Origin of the sequence: Piscinibacter sp. HJYY11 (genome assembly GCF_016735515.1) — a bacterium.
In the GTDB taxonomy this organism is placed as follows: domain Bacteria; phylum Pseudomonadota; class Gammaproteobacteria; order Burkholderiales; family Burkholderiaceae_C; genus Rhizobacter.
In genome coordinates this window covers 1,643,435-1,669,363 of record NZ_JAERQZ010000001.1, presented here as the reverse complement: position 1 = coordinate 1,669,363, position 25,929 = coordinate 1,643,435, and the positions used below count along the sequence as shown (strand labels likewise).

Here is a 25,929-nt window from a genome sequence, read left to right as displayed (position 1 = left end):
GTTTCCTTCGGTGGGCGACGGGCCAGCATAGAGCGTGCGCTTCGGCACGAAACCGTGGCCCCGCTCAGGGATTTCCCCCGGTGGGTGCTGCAGGCCGGCGGTCGAAAACAGGAAATCGAGAACTGGGCGACAGCCACGGAAACGAAGCCATGCCGTACTCGCCGTTGTCTGCCGTGAAGCACCGCATCCGCCTGGGTGGGCCGGTGCCGTTCAACATCCGCGGGCAGGACAACCGCCTGCTGCTCGCACGTGGCCAGGTCATCCGCGACGAGGCCCAGCTCGAAGCACTCTTCGAACGTGACGCACTGGTCGACATGGACGAGCTCAAGGGCCCCCGTTCCGAAGTGCTCGAAGCCCCGGTCGAGACGCTGCCCGGCCTGTGGAGCGGCTGCATCGACCGCGTGGGCCGCACGCTGCGCACGCCCACGCTGCCGGAGTTTGCGAAGGCGCTCGAAGAAGCCGCCGAACCGGTGCTTGCGCTGGTGGAGCGCGACCCCGACCTCGCCATCTTCCAGGTGGTGCGGCAGGAGGCCGCCGGCAAGAACCCGTATGGCGTGGCGCACTCGGTGCACACCGCCATCGCGAGCTACCTGGTGGCGCAGCGCCTGGGATGGGACAAGCCCGCCGTCGAGCGTGTCTTCAAGGCGGCCCTCACGATGAACATCGCGATGCTCGAGCTGCAATGCCGTCTCGCCACGCAGGTGACGCCGCTCACCGCCGCGCAGCGCGAAGTGATCCACGAGCACCCGACCCGCAGCGCCGAGATGCTCGAAGCCTCGGGCGTGACCGATGCCGACTGGCTGGCCGCCGTGCGCAACCACCACGAGGTCCCCGGCGGCAGTGGCTACCCGCGCGCCTGCCAGGACGTCGACGAGATGGCGTCGCTGCTGCGGCGCGTCGACATGTACACCGCCAAGCTGAGCCCGCGCATCACGCGCAAGGCCATGCCCGCCAACCAGGCCGGGCGCGACCTCTTCATCCAGGACGCGAAGCACCCGATGGCCGCCGCGGTGGTGAAGGAGTTCGGGGTCTACCCGCCGGGCTGCTTCGTGCAGCTGGAGTGTGGCGAGCTGGGCGTCGTCATCAAGCGCGGCCCCAACGCCAACACGCCGGTGGTGGCCTCGCTCACCGCGCGCAATGGCGATGCGTTGATGGAGCCCACGCGGCGGCAGACCGATTCGCGCGGTTTCGCCGTCGTCGGCGTGGTGCCCGAGAGCGCGCTGCGCGTGCGGGTGTCGCCCGAGAAGCTGGTGGTGCTGGCCACGCGTTGAACGCAGCCGCTGCCCTGCACGGGCGGCGCGATTGCGGCACACTGCCGGGCTTCACCGGCAGCCCACCTCTCCCATGCAGCGCATTCCTCTTGGTCGCAGCGACCTGCTCGTCACCCCCATCTGCCTCGGCACCATGACCTTCGGCCAGCAGGTCGATGAAGCACTTGCCCATTCCCTGCTCGACCAGGCCATCGGCCTCGGCATCAACTTCATCGACACCGCCGAGATGTATGCCGTGCCCGCGCGCCGGGAAACCTACGGGGCGACCGAGCGCATCATCGGCAGCTGGCTCGCGTCGCGGCCCGGCATGCGCGAGAAGATCGTGCTCGCCACCAAGGTGGCCGGCCCGGCGCGTGGCATGGATTGGATCCGCAATGGTTCGCCCGACCTGCGCCCCGCCGACATCGCCCAGGCCTGCGACGACAGCCTGAAGCGCCTGCAGACCGAGGTGATCGACCTCTACCAGATCCACTGGCCGAACCGCAATGCACCGATGTTCGGCGGCGTCTACTTCGACCCGAAGAACGACAAGCCGCAGACCTCCATCCACGACCAGCTCGAAGCGCTGGGCAAGCTGGTGAAGGCCGGCAAGGTGCGGCACATCGGCCTGTCGAACGAGACACCCTGGGGCGTGAGCGAGTTCGTGCACCTGGCCGAGCAACACGGCCTGCCGCGCGTGGTGTCGGTGCAGAACCCGTATGCGCTCACCAGCCGCGCCGTCGACAACGGCCTCGACGAGACGCTGTACCGCACCGGCGTGGCGCTGCTCGCGTATTCGCCGTTGGCCTTCGGCGCGCTCACCGGCAAGTACGACGAGACCGGTTTCCTGACGGCGCCGGAAACGGGGCGCCTGGCCGAGTTTGAGTCGATGCGCAAGCAGCGCTGGGGGCGCCGCGAGGCGCTGGAGGTTGCCCGTCTCTACAACGCGCTGGCCCGTGAGCACGGCCTGACCCCCACCCAGCTCGCGCTGGCGTTCTGCTACCGCTCGTGGCGGGTGGCGAGCACCATCATCGGCGTGACGAGCTCGAAGCAGCTCGTCGAGAACGTCGATGCGTGGAGCGTGCAACTGTCGCCTGAGCTGTTGGCCGAGGTTGACAACATCCGCCGCCAGCACCGCGACCCTGCGCAATAAGAGACAAGACCGGTCCGGCGGCGGCCCGGACAATCGCGCCCACCATGGCCAAGAAAGACCACGTCTCCGAAACCCCCGCCACCCAGCTGCTCAAGCAGCAGAAGGTGGCCTACACCGAGCACGTCTACGACTACGTGGACCATGGCGGCACGACCGAATCCGCCAGGCAGCTCGGCGTCGACGAGCACCACGTCGTGAAGACGCTGGTGATGGAAGACGAGAACGCCAAGCCACTGATCGTGCTGATGCACGGCGACCGCCAGGTGAGCACCAAGAACCTCGCGCGCCAGATCGGCACCAAGAAGGTCAGCCCCTGCAAGCCCGAGGTGGCGCAGCGCCACAGCGGCTACCTGGTGGGCGGCACCTCGCCCTTCGGCACCAAGAAGGCGATGCCGATCTACGTCGAGCGCACGGTGCTCGAGCTGCCGCGCATCTACATCAACGGCGGGCGGCGTGGCTACCTTGTCGGCGTTTCGCCACAGGTGTTGACCGAGGTGCTGGGGGCGAAGCCGGTGCAGTGCGCGGGTGCAGAATAGCTGCCGCAATCCTGCACAACCAGCACCACAACCCCTCGCTCGCTCGATGGAGACCCTGTATTCCGCTGCCGCGGTGGTCGCGGCCTATCTGATCGGCTCGCTCTCGTTTGCCGTGATCTTCAGCAAGCTGATGGGCCTGTCGGACCCTCGCAGCTACGGTTCTGGCAACCCCGGCGCCACCAACGTGCTGCGCTCGGGCAACAAGGCGGCGGCCATCCTCACGCTGGTGTTCGACGTGCTCAAGGGCTACGTGCCGGTGCTGCTGGTGCTGGTCTACGGCCCGCGTGTCGGGCTTGGCGTGGGCACGGTGGCGATGGTGGGCTTGGCGGCCTTCCTCGGGCACCTGTGGCCGGTGTTCTTCAAGTTCAAGGGCGGCAAGGGCGTGGCCACGGCAGCTGGCGTGCTGCTGGCCTTCAACCCCTGGCTGGGCGCGGCCACGCTGCTGACCTTCGTGATCATCGTGGCCTTCTTCCGCTACGTGTCGCTCGCATCCATCGTGGCAGCAGTGTTCGCGCCCTTCTATCAACTGCTGATCTGGGATGCCAACGCGATCGCCGGTGCGATCGTCGTGATGAGCCTGCTGCTCGTGTGGCGCCACAGCGCCAACATCCAGAAGCTCCTGGCCGGCACCGAGAGCAAGCTCGGGCAGAGGGCCGCGGGCGCACATCCCCCCGCCAAGCCGCACGCCAAGGGAAGCAAACCATGACCCACGCCGTCCGCCGTTTCCACGTGGGCGACCGTCTCTCCGAGATGGCCATCCACCATGGCACCGTCTACCTCGCCGGCCAGGTGCCCGACGACGCCACGCAAGACATCAAGGGCCAGACGCGCCAGGTGCTCGCCATGGTGGACAAGCTGCTCGCCGAGGCCCACACCGACAGCGCGCACATCCTGATGGCGCAGATCTTCCTCGCCGACATGGCCGACTTCGCCGGCATGAACGAGGTGTGGGACGACTGGGTCGCCCCCGGCGACGCGCCGCCGCGCGCCACCGTGCAGGCGAAGCTTGCGAAGCCCGAGTGGAAGATCGAGATCGTGGTGACGGCGGCGCTGAAGGTTTGACCTGAGCGTCTAGGCCGAGAGGCCCAGCTTCGCCGGGTCGCCGCGGCCCAGGCGCACCAGCACCGGCTCGTCGCCGGTGAGGTCGACCACCGTGGTCGGCTCCATCGGGCAGGCGCCCGCATCCACCACCACTTCCACCTGCCCGCGAAAGCGCTCGCGGATCTCGTCGGGGTCGTTCAGCGGCTCGGTCTCGCCCGGCGGGATCAGTGTGGTCGACAGCAGCGGCTGGCCGAAGACGTCGAGCAGGTCCTGCAGCATCCGGTGCTCGGGCACGCGCAGGCCGATGGTGCGGCGCGAGGGGTGCGACACGCGGCGCGGCACTTCCTTCGTCGCTTCCAGCAGGAAGGTGTAGGGGCCCGGCGTGGCGTGCTTGAGCAGGCGGTACTGCTTGTTGTCGACGCGTGCGTAGCTCGCGAGCTCTGACAGGTCGCGGCACAGCAGCGTGAGGTGGTGCTTGTCGTCGACCTCGCGGATGCGGCGCAGCTTCTCGGCCGCCGCCTTGTCGTCGAGGTGGCAGACGAAGGCGTAGCTCGAATCGGTGGGCACCGCCGCGATGCCGCCGCCGTGCAGCACGTCGGCGGCCTGCTTCAGCAGCCGCGCCTGCGGGTTCTCGGGGTGGACCTCGATGACGCGGGCCATGGTGTCCGTGGCCTTAGTCTGGCGTGAGCGCCGAGTCGGCCGGCGCGATGCGCTGGGCCGCTGCACTCTCGCGCAGGTTGAGCCACACGGAGGTGGCGCCGCACACGCCCACCACCGCGATGCCCACGAAGGCCCAGCCATCCGGCACGTGGCCGAACACGAGGTAGCCCGCCACGCTCGCAAAGCCGAGCTGCAGGAAGGTGAAGGGCATGAGCGTGGCCATCGGCGCCATGCCCACTGCGAGGATCAGGCAAAGGTGGCCCACCGTGCCGGCCACGCCGACCAGCAGCAGGAGGCCCCAGATCGCTGGCGGTGCGGCGCGCAGCGCGTCCCACGACGACGCCGGCTCGAACAACAGGATCGCCAGCACCACGAGCGCACCCACGAGGCCGGTGTAGAAGTGCGTGGTCAACGGGTGCTCGAGGTTCGACAGCCGGCGCGTGAGCAGTTGGAAGCCGGCGTACACCAGCGCCATGGTGAGCGGGATGAGCGCCACCCAGCCGAAGATGCCGGCCCCCGGGCGCACCACGATCAAGGCGCCGGCGAAACCGCCCGCCACCAGCGCCATGCGCAGCGGCGAGACCTTCTCGTGCAGGAAGAGCGCCGCCAGCACCGTCACCAGAACCGGCGAGAGCATGCCCACCGCGGTGAACTCGGCCACCGGCATCTGGCGGATGCCGATGAAGAGCAACGCGCTCGTCGTGAGCAGCAAGGTGCCGCGCAGCAGCTGGAAGCGCGGGTGCGCCGTGCGAAAGAGATTGCCGCCGCCGCGCAGCAGGCGCAGCGCGAGCCAGCCGCCCATCAGCAGCGCCTGCACGGCGTAGCGTGCGAAGAGGCCGATGATGATCGGCAGCACCTGGCCCAGGTACTTGGCGGTGGTGTCGAGCGTGACGAACCACAGGCCCATCACGAGGATCAGGCCGATGCCGGCGAAAGGACGGTGCCGCGCCAGGGGCAGGGCGGCGGCGATCACGGGTGCTGGATCCGGTCGGCCAGTGCGTCCCACACGGGGGTGAGCGTCTTCGGGAGCGGCGGCAGCGTGCCGAGGTCGACATTGCTCTCGTCAGGGCTGTGGAAGTCCGAGCCGCGGGAGGCATGCAGGTCGAAGTCGAGCGCCATCTGCGCGTACTTCTCGAAATCGGCCGGCGTGTGGCTGCCGGTCACCACTTCCACGCCGCGTCCGCCGTGCGACTTGAACTCGCTGAAGAGCGCGTATTCCTCGGTCGGCGTGAACTTGTAGCGGCCCGGGTGGGCGATCACCGCCAGGCCGCCGGCCTGCGTGATCCAGCGCACCGAGTTCTCGAGCGTGGCCCAGCGGTGCGGCACGAAGCCGGGCTTGCCTTCGACGAGGTAGTTGCGGAAGACCTCGGAGGTGTCGGCGCACACGCCGGTCTCGACGAGGAAACGCGCGAAGTGGGTGCGCGAGATGAGCTCGGGGTTGCCCACGTACTTGAGCGCGCCTTCGTAGCTGCCGTGGATGCCGACCTGGGCCAGGCCGTCGGCCATCTCTCTCGCGCGCGCTTCGCGGCCGCCGCGAGTGGCCCGCAGACCGGCGACGATGGCCGGATCGTCGGCGTCGAAGCCGAGGCCGACGATGTGGACGGTGGTGTTGGCAAACGTGATCGAGATCTCGGTGCCGGTGAGGTAGGCCATGCCGTTTGCATGTGCAGCAGCGCGGGCGCGGTGCTGGCCGCCGATCTCGTCGTGATCGGTCAGTGCCCACAGGTCGACGCCATTGGCGCGCGCACGTGCGGCGAGTGCCTCGGGCTCGAGCGTGCCGTCGGAGACGACGGAATGACAGTGCAGATCAGCGTTCTGGATGCTCACCGCCGGATTGTAGGCAGCGGGCCCCCGCCGCGCAGCGGGAGGGGCGATCCGCAGCCGGCGTCAGCGGTACACGCGGATCAGCTTGCCGCTGTCGGTCAGCAGATAGAGCCAGCCATCGGGTCCTTCGCGCACGCAGCGGATGCGCTCGTTGAGCGAGCTCAGCAGCTGCTCGCGCCCGACCTCGGTGTTGCCGTTCAGCGTGATGCGCCACAGGGCACGGCCGGCCAGCGCGCCGACGAACACGTTGCCCTGCCATTCCGGGAAGCCGGTGCCGGTGTAGAAGGTGATGCCGGCCGGCGCGATCGACTGGTACGGGCGCGGCGTGCCCGGCGCGGGCCACCGGCTCACCGGCTCGGTGTAGGTCGGCGCGTGGGTGCCGCCCCCGATTTCGCAGGCCGGGCCGTCGACGTTGCAGCCGTAGCTCACGTTGGGCCACCCGTGGTTCTGGCCGGCCCGGGAAATGTTGAGCTCGTCTCCGCCGAGCGGGCCATGCTCCGATTGCCACAGGTCGCCGGTCCCCGGGCGAACCGCGGCACCTTGCGGATTGCGGTGGCCATAGCTCCAGATCTCGGGCTGCCAGGCCGTGCCGACGTAGGGGTTGTCGGGCGGGATGCTGCCGTTGCGGTTGATGCGGACCACCTTGCCGAGGTGGTTGCTGCGGTCCTGCGCCGGCGAGCCTTGCTGGCGTTCGCCGAGGGTGATGAAGAGCGTGCCGTCGGGCCGGAACGCGAGGCGCGAGCCGTAGTGGCCTTCGGCACTGATCTTCGGCAGCTGGCGGAAGAGCGGCGTGGCCGGCACGTCGACGAGGCGCATGTTGGCCAGGTCGAGCCGCCCGCGGGTCACCGCGGTGCCGCTGCCGCCTGCGCCGGCCTCGGCATACGACAGGTAGACCCAGTCATTGCTGCCGTTGCCGAAATCAGGATCGAGCACCACGTCGAGCAGGCCGCCCTGGCCGCTGGACACCACCGCCGGCGTGCCGGAGATGGTGCCGGCGAGCGCGCCGCTGGCGTTGAGCAGCACCAGGCTGCCACTGCGTTGCGTGACCAGCATGCGCCCGTCGGGCAGGAAGGCGAGCCCCCAGGGCGACGCCAGCGTCTCGTTGAGCGCGGTCGTCAGCAACGGCCCCGAAGGCGGGCCCGGTGGGGGCGGGGGCGGCGGGGGCGGCGGGGGCGGCGGGGGGCCGGACGACGGCGGCGCGGAGCTCCCCGAGTCGCCGCCACCGCCGCAGGCCACGAGCGTCAGGCCCGCGGCGCTGGCCCACAGGGCGCCCAGGCGGGCGAGCGCGTGTCGGCGCGCGGAATCGGGTGTGTTCTTGGAATGAGTGCCCATGGCGAGCCCCGAAGATGATCCGCAGGGCCTGCGGCAATCGGCGTGCCACAGGCCCGCAGCGTTCACCGGTCGACCCGGTACAGCCTGCCGCTGTCGGTGATGAAGTAGATCCAGCCGTCCGGCCCCTGGCGCACGCAGCGGATGCGTTCGCCCAGCGAGGCGAACAGCCGCTCGCGTGCGGTGACCGTGTTGCCGCTCAGCGTGAGCCGCCACAACGCCAACCCTTGGGGGCCGGCCATCGAGCCGAGGAAGGCGTTGCCCTGCCATTCCGGGAAACCGTTGCCGTCGTAGAACATCAGGCCGCTCGGGGCGATCGACGGGTCGGGCGGCGAGTTGCCCGGCCCGGGCCACCAGGTCACCGGCTCCGTGTAGGCCGGTGCATGGGTGCCACCGCCGATCTGGCATGGCGCGGTCGTGGCCTGGTAAGAACAGCCATAGCTGCGCTCGGGCCAGCCGTAGTTCTGGCCGGCGCGTGCGATGTTGAGCTCGTCGCCGCCCTGCGGCCCGTGCTCGGTGACCCACAGCTCGCCGCTCGGGTGGATGGCGGCCCCTTGCGGGTTGCGGTGGCCCAGGCTCCAGATGCCAGGGGCGGCACCACCGGCAAAGGTCGGGTTGTCGGGCGGGATGCTGCCGTCGCGGTTGATGCGGACCACCTTGCCTAGGTGGCTGCCGAGGTCTTGCGCCGGCGTTTCCAGCTGGCGCTCGCCGAGGGTGATGAAGAGCGTCTTGTCGCCGCGGAACGCGAGGCGCGAGCCGAAGTGGCCCGTGCTGGTGCTGACCGCCACCTTGGGCAACTGCCGGAAGATCGGCGTCATCGACATGTCGAGCAGCTGCAGGTTGGTGAGGTCGAGCCGCCCGCGGTTGACCGCAGTGCCGCTCGTGCCGCCCACCTGTTCGGCATAGCTGAAGTAGATCCAGTTGGAGCCGGCGGTGCCGTAGTCGGGGTCGACCGCCACGTCGAGCAGGCCGCCCTGGCCAGCCGTGGCCACGGCCGGCACGCCCGAGAGCGGGTTGGACTTGGTGGCGCCGTCGGCGCTGAGCACCACGATCTGGCCACCCTTCTGCGTCACCACGATGCGGCCGTCGGGCAGGAAGGCGAAGCCCCACGGGCTGGACAGCGTGCCGTTGATCACCGTGGCGCGCGGCGGGCCCGGCGGAGGGGGAGGCGGCGGGGGTGGCGGGTTTCCGCCACCGCCTCCACCGCCACCGCCGCCACCTCCTCCGCCGCCGCCACTGGGCGGGGCGTTCGGTGGCGGGTTGTCGTCGCTTCCGCCGCAGCTGAGCATGGGCAGCGAGAGGGCCGCGCAGATCGCGCTCAGCCTCACGAGGCTGGATCGGCGTTTCAGGTCGGCTGTGTCATCAGCCGGGTCGGGGTAGCTCATGTCTCTTGTCCTTCTTCGTCGGCGAAGGACGAGCGTAGTTCACGCCGCGGCCACCTGCAGGCAACCGAATGCAACCCTGTCGTGCAAGTGGTATCGGCGGCGCCGCGTTCAGCGGGCCGCTTCCACGATCATCTGCAGGCGCTGCTGGCCGTTGTATTCGTCCACCCGGAGCTGGTAGGCGAGCGTCACCCGGTCGGGCAGGGGCTCGCTGCGGCCGAACCAGATCGCGTCGCGCAGCGCGCCGGCGTGGCGCACGGCCAGTTTCAAATGCTTCTCGCCGACCAGGCGCTGCGACACCACCTCGACCTCGTCGCTGAAGAGTGGCGCCTCGAAGGCCTGGCCCCACACCTGCGCATCGAGCGAGCGCACGGTGTCGAGGTTGAAGTACTCGGCGGGCAGCGGGCCGTCGGTCATCAGCGTGCGCGACAGCGTGGCGGCATCGAGCCACTCGGTGGCCACGCGCTGGAAGGCGTCGACGAAGGTCGTGAAGTCTTCTTCGGCGAGCGTGCAGCCCGCCGCCATCGCGTGCCCACCGAACTTGCGCAGCACGCCCGGGTGGCGCTTGCTCACCAGGTCGAGCGCGTCGCGCAGGTGGAAGCCGTTGATCGAGCGGCCCGAGCCCTTGAGCAGGCCGTCCTGCCCCATCGCGAAGACGAAGGTCGGCCGGTGCACACGGTCTTTCAGGCGCGAGGCCACGATGCCGACCACGCCTTCGTGGAAGTCCGGGTCGAAGAGCGCGAGCGCGGCGGGCGCATCGCCCTCGGGCATGAGCCGGGCGAGCATGGCTTCGGCCTGCTCGCGCATGCCGGCTTCCACGTCGCGCCGCTCGCGGTTGATGGTGTCGAGCAGCTGCGCGAGTTCGGTGGCACGTGCGGGGTCGTCGGTGAGCAGGCACTCGATGCCGAGCGACATGTCGGAGAGGCGCCCCGCCGCGTTGATGCGCGGGCCGAGCGCGAAGCCGAAGTCGAAACCGGTGGCGCGCGCCGCATCGCGGCCGGCGGCCTTGAAGAGCGCGGCCACGCCGGGCTGCATGCGGCCGGCGCGGATGCGCTTGAGTCCCTGCGCGACGAGCCGGCGGTTGTTGGCATCGAGCTTCACCACGTCGGCCACCGTGCCCAGGGCCACCAGGTCGAGCAGCACGTCGAGCCGCGGCTGCGTCTCGGCACTGAACACGCCGCGGGCGCGCAACTCGCTGCGCAGCGCCAGCAGCACGTAGAACATCACGCCCACGCCCGCGAGGTTCTTGCTCGGGAAACCGCAGTCGGGCTGGTTGGGGTTGACGATCACGGTGGCGGCGGGCAGCTGCACCGTGCCATCGTGGTCCTTCGCGGGCAGGTGGTGGTCGGTCACCACCACGTCGAGCCCGAGGCTTCGGGCATGGTCGACCCCGGCAAGGCTCGCGATGCCGTTGTCGACGGTGAGCAGCACCTGCGGCTGCTTCTGCATCGCGAGGTCGACGATCGCCGGCGTGAGGCCGTAGCCGTGCACCGCGCGGTCGGGCACCACGTGCACCAGCGTGCCGGGCTCGGCGCCGAGCATGCGCAGGCCGCGCAGGGCCACGGCACAGGCGGTGGCGCCGTCGCAGTCGTAGTCGGCCACGATGCAGATGCGTTTGCGCGCGGCGATGGCATCGGCGAGGAAGCTGGCCGCCGCCTGCGTGCCCATCAGCTGCGCGGGCGCGACGAGGCCAGCGAGCGCGTCGTCGATCTCGTCGGCGCTGCGCACGCCGCGGGCGGCATAGAGGCGGGCGAGCAGCGGGTGGATGCCGGCCTGCTCGAGCGCCCACACGGTGCGGGGCGGCACCTCGCGCAGGCGGATGGTGGGCGTGTTCACAGCGCTTCCAGCAACGGGGCCACGGCGACGGTGGGCGGCTTCAGCCGCGACCACAGGTTCAGGGCCTGCGGCTCGAAGCGCTGCGCGTGGCGTTCGCCGCAGAGTGTGAGGGTGACCTCCTGGCCGTCGCGTACGGCGGCCAGTGCTTCCTGGACGGCGCCTTCGTCGAGCGCACGCCAGGCCTCGGCCCAGGCAGCCCAGTCGGAGCCGAGGGCGGGGCCCCGCAGGCTGTCGGCCACCTGCAGCGGCGTTGCCGCTTCCGCCTGGGAGCGGCCGCAGCCGCTGAGCCAGAACGAATTGACCGGCAGCGCGCCCAGGCCCACGCGGTGATCGTTCAGCGGCTGCTGGTAGAGCAGCATCTGCACCTCGTTCTGCAGGCGGCGGATCAGCCTCGCCTGCGGAGACGAGGGTAGCCAGAGGTCGATGTTGCGGCCGATCACGCGGTCGAGGCTGGCGCTCGGCAGCTCGGCCAGCGAATCGTGCGCGGCGTACCAGCGCATCGGCGCGCCCCAGGCCAGTTCCCAGCCTTCGGTCTCGAAGAGCGGCTTCACCGCTTCGAAGAGCGTGTGCGACTCCTGCGCGCTCAGGTGCAGGTTGGCCGGGTCGGGCAGGGTCACGTGGTCGGCGCCCACGTGCCAGTGCACGGGGGTGAGCTGGCCCCAGGCCTTCTCGCCGACGGCAACGCCGTCGCGTGCCGCTTGCCGCGCGGCCCAGGGGAAGCAGCCATCGCTGGCCTTCCAGCCCAGCGCCAGGGCGTGGGCCAGCTCGTGTGGCGGGGTGAGGCTGTATTCGTCGCTGCCGAGGCATTCGGTGGGGCGCAGACGGCCGAGCAGCCGGCTCAGGTGGGGCAGCTTCAGGCTGCGCAGCGCCGCGAGGCCACGCTCGGAATGCGGCGCGGCGTAGGGGATCAACAGATGCATCCGCGGATTATCCGGGCGCGGGCGTCACCCATTCTTCACGGCCCCGCCACGGCACGGTCATTCATCACGCGGACCATGCAGGTCCATGCAACGTGACGCAGCATTCCTTCAGGCATGGGCCGCCCCGGGCACCGATCTCGCAGCGGATGACGCCTCGCGCGAGCACGAGGACGCGCCACGCGAGCACAGGCGCCATTACCGCAGCGTGTGGATCTCCGACCTGCACCTGGGCACGCCCGGCTGCCAGGCGAAGTCGCTGCTCGACTTCCTGAAGCACGTGGAGTGCGAGACGCTCTTCCTGGTGGGCGACATCGTCGACGGCTGGCAGCTGCGCCGCAGCTGGTACTGGCCGCAGGCCCACAACGACGTGGTGCAGAAGATCCTGCGCAAGGCGCGCAAGGGCACGCGGGTGATCTTCATCCCAGGCAACCACGACGAGTTTGCGCGCAAGTACGTCGGCCACAACTTCGGCGGCATCGACGTGGCCGAGGAATGGGTGCACGAGACGGCCGACGGCCGAAAGCTGTGGGTGATGCACGGCGACTATTTCGACGGCGTGATCCAGTGCGCCAAGTGGCTGGCGCACGTGGGCGACTCGCTGTACGAGTTCACGCTCAAGCTCAACCGCTACCTGAATTCGCTGCGCGCGCGCATGGGGCTGCCGTACTGGAGCCTGTCGAAGTACCTCAAGCTGAAGGTCAAGCGCGCGGTGAACTTCATCGGCGACTTCGAGAACGCGGTGGCGCGCGAAGCCCGGCGCCGCGGCATGCAGGGCGTGGTGTGCGGGCACATCCACCACGCCGAGCTGCGCGAGATCGACGGCATCACCTACGCCAACGACGGCGACTGGGTCGAGAGCCTCACGGCACTGGCCGAGCAGGCCGATGGCCGGCTGGAGATCGTCGACTGGGCCGAGCAGATGCGGGCCCGCCACCTGGCACCGGTGCTGGCCGCCGAGGTGGCAGCATGAAGATCGCGCTCGTCACCGACGCCTGGCGGCCGCAGGTCAACGGCGTGGTGACCACGCTGGTCGAGCTGGAAGAAGGCCTCGCGGCGATGGGCCACGAGGTGGTGCTGATCGAACCGTCGGGCTTCAGGCGCTTCCCGTGCCCAGGCTACCGCGAGATCGAGCTGGCCTGGCGGCCGGGCCGCAGGGTGGCGCAGATGCTTGATGACGCGCAGGCCGACGCCATCCACATCGCCACCGAAGGGCCGCTCGGCTCGGCGGCCCGCAAGCATTGCCTGAAGTGGGGTTGGGCGTTCACGACGGCGTTTCACACGCGCTTCCCGGACATCCTGGCCCGTGCGCTGCACATCCCCGAGCGCTGGGGCTACGCCTGGTTCCGGCGTTTCCATGCACCGTCGAGCGGGGTCATGGTGCCGACCACCGGCATGCTCGACATCCTGCGCGGGCACGGGTTCTCGAAGCTCCTGCCCTGGTCGCACGGGGTGGACCTGAGCCTCTTCAAGCCGGTCGACGGCGCCGACCTCGGCCTGCCTCGGCCGGTGTTCCTGTATGTCGGCCGCGTCAGCTACGAGAAGAACCTCGAGGCCTTCCTGGGCCTCGACCTGCCGGGGTCGAAAGTGGTCTACGGCGTCGGCCCGCTGGAAGACACGCTCAAGCGCAAGTACCCGCATGTCCACTGGCGCGGCGTGGTTCCTCGCGCAGAACTGGTCCGCATCTACAGCGCGGCCGATGCCTTCGTGTTCCCGAGCTGCTCCGAGACCTTCGGCCTCGTGATGCTGGAGGCGATGGCGTGCGGCACGCCGGTTGCGGCCTTCCCGGTGCCCGGCCCGCTCGACGTGGTGGCGCCGCAGCATGACGGGCACGATGGCGGCGTGTTGCACGACGATCTGCGCGTGGCGGCGCTCGCCGCGCTCGAGATCCCCCGCGAGGCGGCGCGGCAGCGCGCCCTGCAGTTCGACTGGACCGAGGTGTGCCATCAGTTCGTGGGCCACCTCGTGCCGAGCTGTCACACAAGCATTGAGGCTGTCACGAAACAGTCGCAAAACCTTCATAGACTGGTCTCATGACCCCGGTGCCGACAACAAGAACGCTTGCACTGCTCAACCGTGAAAGCTCCATCCTCGCCTTCAACCGCCGGGTGCTCGCCCAGGCGCGGCGCGAGGATGTGCCGCTGCTGGAGCGTCTGCGCTACATCTGCATCGTCTCGTCGAACATGGACGAGTTCTTCGAGGTGCGTTTCGCCGACTACATCGAGGCGGCGCGCCAGCCGGGAGCAGGCGTGTCGAACCGCGACCTCGAGGCCGTGGCCGTCGACGCGCACCGCCTGATCGACGACCAGTACCGCTGCTTCAACGACGAGGTGATGCCCGCGCTGGCCCGCGAAGGCATCCACATCCTCAACCACTCCGACCGCAACGAGGCCCAGCGCCGCTGGGTCGACAACTTCTTCCAGCGCCAGGTGCGGCCGCTGCTCGTGCCGGTCGGGCTCGACCCGTCGCACCCGTTCCCGCAAGTCGCCAACAAGTCGCTCAACTTCATCGTGCGCCTGGGCGGGCAGGATGCCTTCGGCCGCGAAAACAGCATCGCCATCGTCAAGGTGCCACGCGTGCTGCCGCGGGTGATCCGCCTGCCGGATGACATTGCCGGTGGCGGCCAGGCCTTCGTGCTGCTCACGAGCGTGATCCGCGCGCACCTTGCCGAGCTGTTCCCGGGCCGCGAGGTCGAGGCGTTCTCGCAGTTCCGCCTCACGCGCGACTCCGACCTCGCGGTCGACGAGGAAGACGTGGTCAACCTGCGCCAGGCGCTGCGCTCCGGCCTCACCACGCGCCACTTCGGCCAGGCGATCCGGCTGGAGGTGGTGAACACCTGCCCGCCGGAGCTGTCGGCCTTCCTGCTGGCGCAGTTCGCGTTGCCCGAGGCGGCGTTGTACCAGGTCAACGGGCCCGTCAACCTGGTGCGGCTCAACGCGCTGATCGATTCCGCCGATGCGCCGCAGCTGCGCTTCGCGCCGCACGAGGCCTCGTGGCCTCGGCGCCTGTCGCGCGACGAATCGATCTTCAAGCACCTGAGCGACGTGGGCGACGTGCTGATGCACCACCCCTACCAGTCGTTCGAGCCGGTGGTGCAGTTCCTGCGCGAAGCGGTCGAAGACCCCGACGTGCTCGCGATCAAGCAGACGATCTACCGCACCGGCAGCGAGTCGCCGTTGATGGACCTGCTGATCGAGGCCGCCCGCCGCGGCAAGGAAGTGATGGCGGTGGTGGAGTTGAAGGCCCGCTTCGACGAAGAGGCCAACATCAACTGGGCGGAGCGGCTGGAGGCCGTGGGCGCGCAGGTGGTGTACGGCATCGTCGGCCTCAAGACGCATGCCAAGCTGCTGCTGGTCACGCGCCGCGAGGGCGGCCGGCTGCGCCGCTACACGCACCTCTCGACTGGCAACTACAACCCCAAGACCGCGCGGCTCTACACCGACGTGGGCTACCTCACCGCCGACCCCGAGATGACCTCGGATGCCGACGCCGTGTTCCAGCAGCTCGCGAGCCTGGGCAAGACGCGCCCGATGAAGCAGTTGCTGCAGGCGCCGTTCACGCTGCACAAGCAGATGCTCAAGCTGGTGGACCAGGTGGCCCAGGCGGCACGCGACGGCAAGCCGGCGCGCATCGTCGCCAAGGTCAACGCGCTCACCGACGTGCCGCTGATCGACGCCCTGGTTGCCGCCAGCCAGGCCGGCGCCAGCATCGACCTCATCGTGCGCGGTGCCTGCATGCTGCCGCCCGGCATTCCCGGCGTGACCGACCGCATCCGCGTGCGCTCGGTGGTGGGGCGGCTGCTCGAGCATTCGCGCGTGCTGTATTTCCGCTGGGGCGCCAGCGACGACGATGAGGCGCTGTTCCTCTCGAGTGCCGACTGGATGAGCCGCAACATGTTCCGCCGCATCGAGGTGGCCTGGCCGGTGCGCGACGCCAAGATGCGCCAGCGCGTGATCGACGAATGCCTGGTGCCGTATCTGCATGACCGGCAGGACGCCTGGGAACTCCGCGCCGACGGAGAGTACGAACGGGTGGGCCTCGAGGGCCCGAGCGCCCAGCGCGCCCTGATGGAACGTTACGCCGTGGGAGGCTGAGAGCGATGGACCTGATCCTGTGGCGGCATGCCGAAGCCGTGCCCGAACGAGAAGACCTTGACGATCTCGACCGACCGCTCACGCCCAAGGGCGAACGTCAGGCGCAGCGCATGGCCGAGTGGCTGAACCACCGGCTCGCGCATTCCACGCGCATACTCGTGAGCCCGGCGGTGCGCACGCAGCAGACGGCCAAGGCGCTGGACCGCAGCTTCAAGACGGTGAAGGCGATCGCGCCGGATGCGTCGGCGACCGCCGTGCTCTCGGCGGCACGCTGGCCCGAGTCGAGCGAGCCGGTGCTGGTGGTCGGCCACCAGCCGACCCTCGGCCACGTCGCCGCGCTGCTGCTGGGCGAAGTGGCCCAGAGCTGGGTCATCAAGAAGGGCGCGGTGTGGTGGATCCGCAGCCGCGAGCGCGAGAGCGGCAGCCAGGTGGTGCTGCAGGCCGTGCAGTCGCCCGACTGCCTCTGACCCTCAGGTCTGGACCTGCAGGCGCAAGGCGCCGCTGCGGTCCCACACCGACACTTCCTCGTTGAGCAGGAACAGCGTGCGCGGATGCGCTTCGGCCCATGCCGACGGCACCACGAGCACGGCCTGTGTGCCTTGGCGTTGCAGGCTCAGGGTGTCGGTGTCCACGCCGGTCCGCGCATGGCACACGATGATCGCGAGCCGCAGGCACAGCGCCTGCCAGGCGAAGCTGTCCTGCGCCAGCTGAGCCTCCACCTTGCGCAAGCCTCCGCGCTGCGCGAGCACCAGGTCGGCCAGACGCCGCTGCTGCGACTGGGAGAACCCGGCCGCGTCCACATGGCCGAGCAGGTAGGCGCTGTGGCGATGGTGGTCGTGGTGAGACACCATCATGCCCATCTCGTGCAACGCGGCGGCCCAGCGCAGCTCGCGAGCCAGGGCGGGGTCGGCGCTGGGCGCCACGCCGGCGTGCAGTGCGAGCGCCAGGTCGGCCACGCGCCGGGCCTGCGGCACGTCGACCTCGAAGCGCTGCTGCAGCTCGTCCACCGAGGCGTCGCGCGCGTCGTGGCCTTGGGGCGCGGTGGCGGCGCTCAGGCGCTCGTCGAGGTCGAAGATCACGCCCTGGCGCAAGGCGCCCTTGGCGGGCTGCAGCTCGGCGATGTCGAAATGCGTGGCCAGCGTGTAGAGGATCGAGAGCCCCCCGGCGATGACGGCACGGCGGTCGTCCTTCAGGCCGGGCATGTTGAGCTTGTCGATGCGGCCGGCGCGCAGGCACTGCTCCATGCACCAGCGCAGGCCGTCGGGCGTGATGACGCCGTCGGTGATGCCGCTGGCCTGCAGCAGCTGCGACACCGCGCCTGCGGTGCCCGAAGAGCCGAGCGCTTCCTTCCAGTGCCTTGAAGCAAAGGGCGCGAGTGCCTCTTCCAGTTCGGCGCCCGCGGCCACCTGCGCGGCGCGGAAGGCCGCTTCGGTGAAGCGGCCATCGCCGAAGTAGCGCATCGACAGGCTCACGCTGCCGACCTGGAACGATTCGGCGCGCAGCGGTGTGCGGCCCTGGCCCAGGATCATCTCGGTGGAGCGGCCGCCGATGTCGATGACCAGCCGCCAGTCGTCGGACGGCTGCAGCCGGGCCACGCCGGCGTAGATGAGGCGCGCTTCCTCCCGGCCCGAGATCACCTCGATCGGCAGGCCCAGCGCCGCGCGGGCCCGGGCGAGGAAGGCATCGCGGTTGCGGGCCTCGCGCAAGGTCTGCGTGGCCACCGCGCGGATGCGCTCGGGCTCGATGCCGCGCAGGCGCTGGGCAAACCGCTGCAGGCAGGCCAGGCCGCGCTGCATCGCGTCTTCGGTCAGCAGGCCTTCTTCGTCGAGGCCGGCGCCGAGGCGCACGGTCTCCTTCAGGTAGTCGATGCGTTTGTAGCGGCCGGGGCTCAGCTGGGCGATTTCCAGCCGGAAGCTGTTGGAGCCCATGTCGATGGCCGCGAGCACGCCGGGTTGCGGCGGGAGCGAGTCAGTCATGCCCTCGATTGTGAGGGCAGGTGCATGACATTCAGGCTACGTGGCGATCGCTGCCTGGGGCCGCCTTGGGCTCCGGCGCCTCGGCGCGCGCGCGCAGGAAGTCGAGTACGTCGTCGTTGCGGATCGGCGGCGAGATCAGGAAGCCCTGCACCGAGCCGCAGTGGTGCTCGCGCAGCACGTCGACGGCGCGCTCGTCCTCCACCCCTTCGGCCAGGGTCTCCATACGCAGGGCGTTGGCCATCTCGATGGTGGCGCGCACGATGGCGCGTGCGTCGGGGCGGGTCACGATCTCGCGCACGAAGCTGCGGTCGATCTTGAGCTGGTCGAACGGGAAGCGGCGCAGGTAGGCCAAAGACGAGTAGCCGGTGCCGAAGTCGTCGAGCGCGATGCGCACGCCGAGCTCTCGCAGTGAATGCAGCTTGGCGAGCGTGGTGTGGCTGTCGCCCAGCAGCACCGACTCGGTGATCTCGATCTCCAGCCGGTCGGGCGGCAGGCCGCTGGTGGCCAGCGCATGGGCCACGTCGGCGCGCAGGTCGCGCGCCATCACCTGCAGCGGCGAGAGGTTGACCGCCACACGCACCGCCTCGGGCCAGGCCCGGGCCTCCTTGCAGGCCTGGTGCAGCACCCACTTGCCGATGTCGTGGATCATCCCGGCTTCTTCTGCCACGGGGATGAACTCCTGCGGCGGCACGTCGCCGAGCTCGGGGTGCGTCCAGCGCACGAGCGCTTCGAAGGCGCTCACGCGGTTGTCGGCCAGGCGGATCTGCGGCTGGAACACAAGCCGCAGCTGCTGGCCGGGGATGGCTTCGCGCAGCGCGCGCTCCATGCCCAGGCGCTTCACCACCCGCGCTTCCATGCTGTGCGTGTAGAAGCTGAACTGGCCGCGGCCGGCGGCCTTGGCGGCGTAGAGCGCGAGGTCGGCGTGCTTGAGCAGCACGTCGGCTTCCAGCCCGTCGCGCGGGGCGATGGCGATGCCCAGGCTCGCGCCGAGCGGCACGGTCACGCCGCCGATCTCGCAGGGCTTGCTCAGGGCGTACAGCACGCGGCCGGCGACGAGCGCCACTTCGTCGGGCGTGTTGATCTCGCGCACGATGAGGCCGAACTCGTCACCGCCGAGGCGCGCCACGATGTCGCCTTCGCGGCGCGAGGCTTCGAGGCGCTGGCCCACCACGCGCAGCAGCATGTCGCCCATGTCGTGGCCGAGGGCGTCGTTCACGGTCTTGAAGCCGTCGAGGTCGAGGCACAGCACGGCACATTGCTCGCCGGTCTGGCGCACGCTCTCGAGTGCCGTGTCGAGCTCGATGCGGAAGCGGTGGCGGTTGCTGAGGTTGGTGACGCTGTCGAAGTGGGCGAGCTGCCACACGTGCTGCTGCGCCTCGCGCGCCGCAGTGACGTTGGCGACCACGCCGCGCCATCCACCACCATCGACCGGCTTGGCGGTGAGCGACCACCACACCGTGCGCTGGTTCAGCCACACCGGCAGCTCGACATGGCCGAAGGGCGTGCCGTCTTCGAAGTGCTGGGCCAGCTTCTTGAGCGCGGCGGCGCCTTCGCTGGCACTGGCCACCGGCAGGCGGCGCTGGCGGCGCGCCAGCACTTCCACCAGCAGCCGGCCTTCGAGCGCGCTCTGCGAGCGGCTGAAGAGCCGCGCCATGCGGCGCGAGACGCGCACCAGCCGGCCTTCGGCGTCGACCTCCCAGAGCACGTCGGCCGCGTTCTGCTCGAAGTCGCGCAGCAGCAGGCCGATGGTTTCGCGGTGCTCGTCGGCGCGTAGCTCGGCCACCATGCGCGCCTTGAACATGCGCGACCACGACAGCACGCCGTAGAGCATCACCAGCAGGTAGGCCAGCAGCAGCACGGCCAGCGTGCCGGCCGCATCGGAACGGAGCTGGCCCAGTGCGATGGCCGCACCGACCGACACGAGCAGGGGGAACACCGTGCCGGCGCGGCGGATCGGCGCCAGCGCCGTGGCCCCGGCGCAGACGATGCCCACGGTGATGGCGGTGAGCACCAGGAACTGCGAAGGCGAGGCCACCGCGGCGAGAAAGGGCAGGGGCACGGCCCAGAGCAGCCCCAGCACGACGGCGTGCAGCGTGACGCGGTTGGTGGCGCGGCGCGAGGCCTGGGCGGGTGGTTCTCCGGTGCGCCCGCGCAACCAGGCGCGCGCGCCCCAGCCGACGCTCAGCAGCACGAGGCCGACCCAGGTCAGCAGGGCCCAGGGCGGGGCGGTGTCGCGGAAGGTCCAGCTCAGGGTGGTCGCACCGACCAGGTTGGAGACCGCCACCACCGGCGTGAGCGTGAGCACCGCCTGCACCTGCATGGCGCGCAGGCGGCCGCGCAGGTCCTTGGCCGGGGAGCCGGCCAGCTCCGACGGCTCCGCCTCGGTGAGCGGCGAGCTGTCGACGACGGAGGCCAGGGTTTCTCGCACGGTGGGGACGGCAGGGTGGGGCAGCGAAGGGCGAGGATTGCCGCTGCTGCGAGTGCGCGCAAGGGCGCCAGCGCACGCGCGCAAGGCAGCGCGCGAAAAGTGCCGCTTTTCGAGGCGGCGTGTGGCGCCCCCGCAAGCGCGGGGTGAGGCCGTACCCGTGCACTGTTTCACGCCGCTTCCTAGAATCGCCGCCTCCTTCCTCACCACCCTCGGAGACTCGCATGCTCAGCAAGGACCTGGACAGCCTCACCCCGACCCGAGACTTCAACCGCCGCGGCTTCATGCAAACGGCCGTGGGCAGCGGTTTCGCCGCCGCCGTGCTGCCGGTGGCCGCACAGACGATCAAGACCGACACCACCGGCCTCACCGCCGGCGAGGTGACCATCCCCGTCGGCGACTTCAAGATGCCCGCCTACCGCGCGGCGCCGGCCGGCAAGACGGGCCTGCCGGTGATCCTCGTGATCTCCGAGATCTTCGGCGTGCACGAGCACATCGCCGACGTGGCGCGACGCTTCGCCAAGCTCGGCTACCTGGCCATCGCCCCCGAGCTCTTCGTGCGTCAGGGCGACGCCAAGTCGTACACCGAGATCGCCAAGCTGATGAGCGAGGTGATCGCCAAGGTGCCCGACGAACAGGTGATGCGCGACCTCGACGCGACGGTCGCCTGGGCCCAGGGCAATGGGGGCGACACCGCCAAGCTGGGCGTGACCGGCTTCTGCTGGGGCGGCCGCATCACCTGGCTCTACACCGCGCACAACCCGGCCGTGAAGGCGGGCGTGGCCTGGTACGGCCGACTGGTGGGCAACAGCACGCCGCTGACGCCGGCCCACCCGGTCGAGCTGGCTGGCAAGCTCAACGGCCCGGTGCTGGGCCTCTACGGTGCGGCGGACACCGGCATTCCCGTTGACACGGTTGATAAGATGAAAGCCGCCTTGAGCACTGGCAGCGCTGCGGCCAAGAAGTCGGAGTTCGTGGTCTACCCCGACACGCCGCATGCCTTCCACGCCGACTACCGGCCGAGCTACCGCAAGGAAGCCGCCGAAGACGGATGGAAGCGCGCGGTGGCCTGGTTCAAGGCGAACGGCGTGGCCTGAAACCTGCGTCTTTCGAAAACGAGCCGCGCACCTCGCGCGGCTTTTTTTGCGCGGGCCGAGGTTTCTCGCGGCTTTTTTGTGATCCGATGACCCTCCTCTACATCCTCGCGGCCACGCTCGCCGGCGGCCTGCTCTCGGTGCTGATCGCCGCCAGCCTCACGGTGGGCGTGCTCAGCCGCGTGGTGCACCACCTGGTCAGCCTGTCGGCCGGCGTGCTGCTCGCCACCGCCTTGCTCAACGTGCTGCCCGAGGCCTTCGAGAGCAACGCGAGCCCGCAGGCGCTGTTTGCCACGCTGCTGGCGGGGCTGATCTTCTTCTTCCTGCTCGAGAAGGCCGAGCTCTACCGCCACAGCCACCATCACGAGGGCGACGGCCACCACCACCATCACCACTTCGACAAGCATCAGGCCGGCCGCGGCGGCTGGAGCGTGCTGCTCGGCGACAGCATCCACAACTTCTGCGACGGCGTGATCATCGCGGCCGCCTTCCTGACCGACACGCAGGTGGGCATCGTGACGGCGCTGGCGATCATCGCGCACGAGATCCCGCAGGAGGTCGGCGACTACATCGTGCTGCTGAACGCCGGCCTGAGCCGCTCGAAGGCGTTGCTCTACAACGCGATGTCAGGCCTCGCAGCGGTGGCGGGCGGGGTGCTCGGCTACTTCATCGTTGGCCCGTGGGTCGACCTCTTTCCCTACCTGCTGGTGGTCGCGGCGAGCAGCTTCATCTACGTGGCAGTGGCCGACCTCATCCCGCAGCTGCAGCACCGACTGTCGGCACGCGACACCATCGCCCAGCTCGCCTGGCTGGCGGTGGGCATGGTGATCATCGCGCTGGTGGTGCGGGGGATGCACCACCACTGACCCGGGCCTAGCGCACGACCAACACGGGAATGTTGGTGTGCGTGAGGACCTTCTGCGTCTCGCTGCCGAGCAGCAGGGCGGTCACGCCCCGGCGGCCGTGCGAGGCCATCACGATCAGGTCGCACTCGTGGCGCTTGGCGTGCTCGATGATGGCTTCCCACGGGTGCAGGGCTTCCACGGTGTGGCCTTCGCAGGCCAGGCCGCTGGTGCCGGCCAAGTCACGCACCTCCTTGACTCGCGCGGCGGCGATGCGCTCCTGCGCGTCGAAGAACTCCTGCGGCGGCGTGGGCTGCATCTCGGAGATGGCGCTGTAGGGGAAGGGCTCCTTCACGCTCAGCGTGTAAAGCTTCGCGTTCACGGACTTCGCCAGCGTGATGGCGGTGGCCACGGCCTTTTGGGTGATGTCCGAGCCGTCGGTGGGAACCAGGATGCGGTTGAACATGATCAGCTCCAGTGGCGAACGGAGGCGTTCAACGCGAAGGTAGTCCCACCGCGGCGGCGGGTCAACGGGGCCGAAGAGCGGGCTGACGTAGGTCAACCCTTACGGTCGCGGGCCCTTGGAGACTGGCCGGGTTGGTTCACTGCACCACTCGCTCCAGGACCCGGCATACAGGCGCGAACGGCCGAAGCCGGCCACTTCCATCGCCAGCAGGTTGTGGCACGAGGTGACGCCCGAGCCGCAGCTGTGCACGACCTGGCGCTCGTCGGGGAGGAGGGCGTCGAACTCGCGCTTGAGCTGATCGGCCGGCTTGAAGCGGCCATCGGGCTGCAGGTTGTCCTTGAAGAAGCGATTCACGGCGCCGGGAATGTGGCCGGCCACCGGGTCGAGCGGCTCGACGTCGCCGCGGTAGCGCTCGGGGGCGCGGGCGTCGAGCACGAGCACCTCGCTTAGGCGCTGCTGCAACTGCGAGGCATCGATGCGCGGCATGGCGGGCGGCAGCTCGGGGTAGGGCGCCGTTGCACGCGGGGCGGGCACATCGGCCGTGAGCGGTGCGCCGGCCGCGGTCCACGCCTGCAGGCCGCCATCGAGCAGCGCCACCGCGTCATGGCCCATCCAGCGCAGCACCCACCAGGCCCGCACGGCGAACATGCCGGCCTGCCGGTCGTAGACGACGACCGGCAGCCCCGGAGCGATGCCCGTGCGGCCCATCCAGGCCGCGTAGTCGGCACGTTCGCGCAGCGGGTGGCGGCCGTTGCGGCCGGTCTTCGCGCCCGACAGGTCGCGGTCGAGGTGCGCGTAGTGCGCGCCGGGCAGGTGGCCTTCGGCGTAGCTGCGTTCACCGGCGGTGGGGTCTGCGAGGTCGAAGCTGCAATCGAGCAGCACGGTCTCCGGGCGGCGGGCCAGCAGGTCTCGCAGGTCGGTAGCGCTGATCAAGGGGTGCATGGGCTCAGCTTTCGGTGGGGGTGGTGGTGTCCTTGAAGGCGGTGCGGCTGCGCAGCAGCGTGGCGCCCAGGCCCGAGGCGACGATGAAGCACATGCCCAGCACCGCCATCCAGGTGATCTTGTCGTTGAAGAGCAGCGCGCCGTAGAGGAACGAAAACGCGATGCCCAGGTACTGCAGGCTGGCGTTGACGAGTGGCCGGCCCACGCCGTAGGCGCGCGTCATCATCATCTGCGCCACGGTCGCAAGCACGCCCACGGCGAGCAGGAGCACGGGGCCTTGCCAGGTCGTGTGGGTGGACAAGCCGCCGCTTGCGAGCGCCGTGACGAGACCCAGCAGCATGCCGCCCACCGAGAAGTAGAAGACGATGCGGTAGACCGGCTCGCCGGCGCGGCCGAGGGCCGTTACCTGCAGGTAGGCGGTGGCGGCGAGCACGCCCGACATCAGGCCGATGAGGCCGTGCCAGAGCTGGTTCTGCTCGATGGTCGGCCGCAGGATCAGCGCCACGCCGATGAAGCCCAGCAGCACGGTGGCGACCAGCCGGCCGTCGACCTTCGACGTGCCCAGCATCACTGCGCCGCCGATGAGGAAGAGCGCCATCCACACCGACGACATGTAGTTGAGCGTCATCGCGGTGGCGAGCGGGAGGTTGCCGATGGCGTAGAACCACAGGCCCAGCGCAAGCACGCCGCTCACGCTGCGCCAGAAATGCATCGCCGGCACCGGCGTGCGCAGCGTGCCGCCCTGGCGCCTGGCCACCAGGAACAGCACGACCGCGCCCACCATGCCGCGGTAGAAGACGATCTCGGCGGTGTCGTAGAGCTCGCTGGCGAGCTTCACGCACACGCTCATGGTGGCGAAGAGGAAGGACGCCAGCACCATGAGCGCCGGCGCGGAGAGTCTTCCCATCAGCCGCGGTAGTTCATCGCGCGGCGATACCAGGCGTGGAACTCTTCCATGCCGTCTTCCATCGGCGACTGGTAGGGGCCGGCCTCGTTGTCACCGCGCTCCCACAAGGCCTTGCGGCCCGCATCCATGCGCATCGCGATCTCGTCGTCTTCCACGCAGGTCTCCATGTAGGCCGCCTGCTGCGCCTCGACGAACTCGCGCTCGAAGGCGGTGATCTCCTCGGGGTAGAAGAACTCCACCACGTTGAGCGTCTTCTGCGGGCCCTTGGGGTAGAGCGTCGACACCACCAGCACGTGCGGGTACCACTCGACCATGATGTTCGGGTAGTAGGTGAGCCAGATGGCGCCCTGCTTCGGCGGCTGGCCGTCGCGGAACTTCAGCACCGCCTCGTGCCACTTGAGGTAGGTGGCCGAGCCGGCCTTCGCGAAGCCCTTGTTCACGCCCACCGTCTGCACCGAGTGGTGGCGGCCGAATTCCCAGCTCAGGTCGTCGCAGGTGACGAACTGCGAGAGCCCCGGGTGGAAGGGGCCGACGTGGTAATCCTCGAGGTAGACCTCGATGAAGGTCTTCCAGTTGTAGTCGCACTCGTGCATGTGGACCTTGTCCAGCACGTAGCCGCTGAAGTCGAGGTCGGCCCGCGGGCCGAGCGTGGCGAGCTCCGCAGCGACGTCGCGGCCGTTGTCCTCGAAGACCATGCCGTTCCACGTCCGCGTCTTGTAGCGGTTGAGGTGCAGGCAGGGGTCCTGCTGGAAATGCGGGGCGCCGATCAACTGGCCCTTCAGGTCGTAGGTCCAGCGGTGCAGCGGGCAGACGATGTTCTGCCCCGTGTGGCCGCGGCCTTTCATCATCACCGCCTGGCGATGGCGGCAGACGTTGGAGATCAGCTCGATGCCCTGGGCGGTGCGCACCAGGGCCCGGCCTTCCCCTTCCTGGGGCAGGGCGTAGTGGTCGCCGACCTCCGGCACGGCGAGTTCGTGCCCGAGGTAGCGCGGGCCGTGCTGGAAGATCAGCTCCATCTCGCGGCGATGGAGGTCGTCGTCGAAGTAGGAGGAGACGGGGAGCTGGAGGCGAGGTTGCTCCAGGTGAGAGGGCCCCAGAGCGGGGAGAGCAAGGCTCAGGTCAGACATGATCCCGAGGTTTCCTTTTGACCGATGGTGAACGTGCCACCCAGGGCCGCAAGCCTCGGGTGGGGCTCATCGCTGCGCACGGCGCGGACGGGTTCGGTGCGATGCCTAAGCCCGGTCATTCAGCGAGG

At 69.7% G+C, this 25,929-nt stretch carries 24 protein-coding genes; 11 read left to right on the top strand and 13 right to left on the bottom strand.

Annotated features, from left to right (window positions below):
* Nucleotides 1-149: 149 nt before the first annotated feature.
* The 5 genes from JI745_RS07520 to JI745_RS07500 all read left to right on the top strand — a co-directional run bounded on the left by JI745_RS07520 (nt 150) and on the right by JI745_RS07500 (nt 4,001).
* Nucleotides 150-1,271, top strand: coding sequence for an HD-GYP domain-containing protein (locus tag JI745_RS07520; RefSeq protein WP_201805108.1), 1,122 nt, complete (start codon nt 150-152; stop codon nt 1,269-1,271).
* 73 nt (nt 1,272-1,344) lie between these two features.
* Nucleotides 1,345-2,403: an aldo/keto reductase gene (locus tag JI745_RS07515; RefSeq protein ID WP_201805107.1), complete on the top strand. Its 1,059-nt coding sequence runs from the start codon at nt 1,345-1,347 to the stop codon at nt 2,401-2,403.
* 44 nt (nt 2,404-2,447) lie between these two features.
* Nucleotides 2,448-2,939 carry a Cys-tRNA(Pro) deacylase gene (ybaK, locus tag JI745_RS07510; protein ID WP_201805106.1) on the top strand — a complete coding sequence of 164 codons (492 nt, stop codon included), beginning with the start codon at nt 2,448-2,450 and terminating at the stop codon, nt 2,937-2,939.
* A gap of 46 nt (nt 2,940-2,985) precedes the next feature.
* Complete coding sequence (gene plsY / locus JI745_RS07505) at nt 2,986-3,645, top strand: glycerol-3-phosphate 1-O-acyltransferase PlsY (RefSeq protein ID WP_201805102.1); 660 nt, start codon at nt 2,986-2,988, stop codon at nt 3,643-3,645.
* Nucleotides 3,642-4,001 (top strand): RidA family protein, encoded by a 360-nt coding sequence (locus JI745_RS07500; protein ID WP_201805101.1) that lies wholly within the window; start codon nt 3,642-3,644, stop codon nt 3,999-4,001. The genes plsY and JI745_RS07500 overlap by 4 nt, the downstream gene beginning before the upstream one ends.
* A 9-nt stretch (nt 4,002-4,010) precedes the next feature.
* Here JI745_RS07500 and JI745_RS07495 read toward each other — a convergent pair whose 3' ends face one another.
* From JI745_RS07495 to JI745_RS07465, 7 genes are all read right to left on the bottom strand, one after another.
* On the bottom strand, nt 4,011-4,640 hold the full coding sequence (locus tag JI745_RS07495; RefSeq protein ID WP_201805100.1) for an L-threonylcarbamoyladenylate synthase: 630 nt from the start codon (nt 4,638-4,640) through the stop codon (nt 4,011-4,013).
* 13 nt (nt 4,641-4,653) lie between these two features.
* Nucleotides 4,654-5,613, bottom strand: coding sequence for a DMT family transporter (locus JI745_RS07490; RefSeq protein ID WP_310738512.1), 960 nt, complete (start codon nt 5,611-5,613; stop codon nt 4,654-4,656).
* Nucleotides 5,610-6,467 (bottom strand): 3',5'-nucleoside bisphosphate phosphatase, encoded by an 858-nt coding sequence (locus JI745_RS07485; RefSeq protein WP_201805096.1) that lies wholly within the window; start codon nt 6,465-6,467, stop codon nt 5,610-5,612. Before JI745_RS07485 ends, JI745_RS07490 begins: the two co-directional genes overlap by 4 nt.
* 60 nt (nt 6,468-6,527) lie before the next feature.
* Nucleotides 6,528-7,796, bottom strand: coding sequence for a PQQ-dependent sugar dehydrogenase (locus JI745_RS07480; protein ID WP_201805094.1), 1,269 nt, complete (start codon nt 7,794-7,796; stop codon nt 6,528-6,530).
* Between the two features lie 62 nt (nt 7,797-7,858).
* Nucleotides 7,859-9,178: a PQQ-dependent sugar dehydrogenase gene (locus JI745_RS07475; protein WP_236674932.1), complete on the bottom strand. Its 1,320-nt coding sequence runs from the start codon at nt 9,176-9,178 to the stop codon at nt 7,859-7,861.
* Between the two features lie 108 nt (nt 9,179-9,286).
* On the bottom strand, nt 9,287-11,011 hold the full coding sequence (gene recJ / locus JI745_RS07470; RefSeq protein ID WP_201805092.1) for a single-stranded-DNA-specific exonuclease RecJ: 1,725 nt from the start codon (nt 11,009-11,011) through the stop codon (nt 9,287-9,289).
* Nucleotides 11,008-11,931, bottom strand: a complete 924-nt coding sequence (locus JI745_RS07465; protein ID WP_201805090.1) for a hypothetical protein — start codon at nt 11,929-11,931, stop codon at nt 11,008-11,010. The genes recJ and JI745_RS07465 overlap by 4 nt, the downstream gene beginning before the upstream one ends.
* 85 nt (nt 11,932-12,016) lie before the next feature.
* Between JI745_RS07465 and JI745_RS07460 the strand changes: the two genes are divergently transcribed.
* The 4 genes from JI745_RS07460 to sixA are packed head-to-tail and all read left to right on the top strand — an operon-like array spanning nt 12,017 to nt 16,489.
* Nucleotides 12,017-12,901, top strand: coding sequence for a UDP-2,3-diacylglucosamine diphosphatase (locus JI745_RS07460; protein ID WP_201805089.1), 885 nt, complete (start codon nt 12,017-12,019; stop codon nt 12,899-12,901).
* Nucleotides 12,898-13,965: a glycosyltransferase family 1 protein gene (locus JI745_RS07455; protein ID WP_201805088.1), complete on the top strand. Its 1,068-nt coding sequence runs from the start codon at nt 12,898-12,900 to the stop codon at nt 13,963-13,965. The genes JI745_RS07460 and JI745_RS07455 overlap by 4 nt, the downstream gene beginning before the upstream one ends.
* On the top strand, nt 13,962-16,022 hold the full coding sequence (ppk1, locus tag JI745_RS07450; protein ID WP_201805087.1) for a polyphosphate kinase 1: 2,061 nt from the start codon (nt 13,962-13,964) through the stop codon (nt 16,020-16,022). The genes JI745_RS07455 and ppk1 overlap by 4 nt, the downstream gene beginning before the upstream one ends.
* 5 nt (nt 16,023-16,027) lie before the next feature.
* Complete coding sequence (sixA, locus tag JI745_RS07445) at nt 16,028-16,489, top strand: phosphohistidine phosphatase SixA (protein WP_201805081.1); 462 nt, start codon at nt 16,028-16,030, stop codon at nt 16,487-16,489.
* Nucleotides 16,490-16,492: 3 nt separating this feature from the next.
* Here sixA and ppx read toward each other — a convergent pair whose 3' ends face one another.
* Both ppx and JI745_RS07435 read right to left on the bottom strand, forming a co-directional pair.
* Nucleotides 16,493-17,998: an exopolyphosphatase gene (gene ppx / locus JI745_RS07440; protein WP_201805079.1), complete on the bottom strand. Its 1,506-nt coding sequence runs from the start codon at nt 17,996-17,998 to the stop codon at nt 16,493-16,495.
* A gap of 31 nt (nt 17,999-18,029) precedes the next feature.
* Nucleotides 18,030-20,426 carry a bifunctional diguanylate cyclase/phosphodiesterase gene (locus tag JI745_RS07435; protein WP_201805077.1) on the bottom strand — a complete coding sequence of 799 codons (2,397 nt, stop codon included), beginning with the start codon at nt 20,424-20,426 and terminating at the stop codon, nt 18,030-18,032.
* 221 nt (nt 20,427-20,647) lie between these two features.
* On the opposite strand from JI745_RS07435, the gene JI745_RS07430 reads away from it, so the two are divergent.
* Nucleotides 20,648-21,520 (top strand): dienelactone hydrolase family protein, encoded by an 873-nt coding sequence (locus JI745_RS07430; RefSeq protein WP_201805075.1) that lies wholly within the window; start codon nt 20,648-20,650, stop codon nt 21,518-21,520.
* Nucleotides 21,521-21,606: 86 nt separating this feature from the next.
* Nucleotides 21,607-22,383, top strand: a complete 777-nt coding sequence (locus tag JI745_RS07425) for a ZIP family metal transporter (protein WP_201805074.1) — start codon at nt 21,607-21,609, stop codon at nt 22,381-22,383.
* Between the two features lie 7 nt (nt 22,384-22,390).
* On the opposite strand, the gene JI745_RS07420 is transcribed toward JI745_RS07425, so the two are convergent.
* The 4 genes from JI745_RS07420 to JI745_RS07405 form a co-directional block, all read right to left on the bottom strand.
* Nucleotides 22,391-22,825, bottom strand: a complete 435-nt coding sequence (locus JI745_RS07420; protein WP_201805073.1) for a universal stress protein — start codon at nt 22,823-22,825, stop codon at nt 22,391-22,393.
* 99 nt (nt 22,826-22,924) lie between these two features.
* Complete coding sequence (locus JI745_RS07415; protein WP_201805071.1) at nt 22,925-23,767, bottom strand: sulfurtransferase; 843 nt, start codon at nt 23,765-23,767, stop codon at nt 22,925-22,927.
* Nucleotides 23,768-23,771: 4 nt separating this feature from the next.
* On the bottom strand, nt 23,772-24,674 hold the full coding sequence (locus tag JI745_RS07410) for a DMT family transporter (RefSeq protein WP_236674931.1): 903 nt from the start codon (nt 24,672-24,674) through the stop codon (nt 23,772-23,774).
* The gene (locus JI745_RS07405) at nt 24,674-25,801 is read right to left on the bottom strand and encodes an aromatic ring-hydroxylating dioxygenase subunit alpha (protein ID WP_201805070.1); all 1,128 of its coding nucleotides are present in this window, start codon (nt 25,799-25,801) and stop codon (nt 24,674-24,676) included. Before JI745_RS07405 ends, JI745_RS07410 begins: the two co-directional genes overlap by 1 nt.
* Nucleotides 25,802-25,929 lie beyond the last annotated feature (128 nt).

Excerpts from the sequence above, each read along its gene's own strand:
- JI745_RS07465 (WP_201805090.1), bottom strand. The coding sequence starts at position 11,931 with ATGCATCTGTTGATCCCCTACGCCGCGCCGCATTCCGAGCGTGGCCTC.
- JI745_RS07515 (WP_201805107.1), top strand. The coding sequence starts at position 1,345 with ATGCAGCGCATTCCTCTTGGTCGCAGCGACCTGCTCGTCACCCCCATC.
- JI745_RS07410 (WP_236674931.1), bottom strand. The coding sequence starts at position 24,674 with ATGGGAAGACTCTCCGCGCCGGCGCTCATGGTGCTGGCGTCCTTCCTC.
- JI745_RS07455 (WP_201805088.1), top strand. The coding sequence starts at position 12,898 with ATGAAGATCGCGCTCGTCACCGACGCCTGGCGGCCGCAGGTCAACGGC.
- JI745_RS07425 (WP_201805074.1), top strand. The coding sequence starts at position 21,607 with ATGACCCTCCTCTACATCCTCGCGGCCACGCTCGCCGGCGGCCTGCTC.
- plsY (WP_201805102.1), top strand. The coding sequence starts at position 2,986 with ATGGAGACCCTGTATTCCGCTGCCGCGGTGGTCGCGGCCTATCTGATC.
- JI745_RS07430 (WP_201805075.1), top strand. The coding sequence starts at position 20,648 with ATGCTCAGCAAGGACCTGGACAGCCTCACCCCGACCCGAGACTTCAAC.
- JI745_RS07480 (WP_201805094.1), bottom strand. The coding sequence starts at position 7,796 with ATGGGCACTCATTCCAAGAACACACCCGATTCCGCGCGCCGACACGCG.
- JI745_RS07415 (WP_201805071.1), bottom strand. The coding sequence starts at position 23,767 with ATGCACCCCTTGATCAGCGCTACCGACCTGCGAGACCTGCTGGCCCGC.
- ybaK (WP_201805106.1), top strand. The coding sequence starts at position 2,448 with ATGGCCAAGAAAGACCACGTCTCCGAAACCCCCGCCACCCAGCTGCTC.
- ppx (WP_201805079.1), bottom strand. The coding sequence starts at position 17,998 with ATGACTGACTCGCTCCCGCCGCAACCCGGCGTGCTCGCGGCCATCGAC.
- sixA (WP_201805081.1), top strand. The coding sequence starts at position 16,028 with ATGGACCTGATCCTGTGGCGGCATGCCGAAGCCGTGCCCGAACGAGAA.
- JI745_RS07460 (WP_201805089.1), top strand. The coding sequence starts at position 12,017 with ATGCAACGTGACGCAGCATTCCTTCAGGCATGGGCCGCCCCGGGCACC.
- JI745_RS07405 (WP_201805070.1), bottom strand. The coding sequence starts at position 25,801 with ATGTCTGACCTGAGCCTTGCTCTCCCCGCTCTGGGGCCCTCTCACCTG.
- ppk1 (WP_201805087.1), top strand. The coding sequence starts at position 13,962 with ATGACCCCGGTGCCGACAACAAGAACGCTTGCACTGCTCAACCGTGAA.
- JI745_RS07420 (WP_201805073.1), bottom strand. The coding sequence starts at position 22,825 with ATGTTCAACCGCATCCTGGTTCCCACCGACGGCTCGGACATCACCCAA.
- JI745_RS07495 (WP_201805100.1), bottom strand. The coding sequence starts at position 4,640 with ATGGCCCGCGTCATCGAGGTCCACCCCGAGAACCCGCAGGCGCGGCTG.
- JI745_RS07500 (WP_201805101.1), top strand. The coding sequence starts at position 3,642 with ATGACCCACGCCGTCCGCCGTTTCCACGTGGGCGACCGTCTCTCCGAG.
- JI745_RS07475 (WP_236674932.1), bottom strand. The coding sequence starts at position 9,178 with ATGAGCTACCCCGACCCGGCTGATGACACAGCCGACCTGAAACGCCGA.
- JI745_RS07520 (WP_201805108.1), top strand. The coding sequence starts at position 150 with ATGCCGTACTCGCCGTTGTCTGCCGTGAAGCACCGCATCCGCCTGGGT.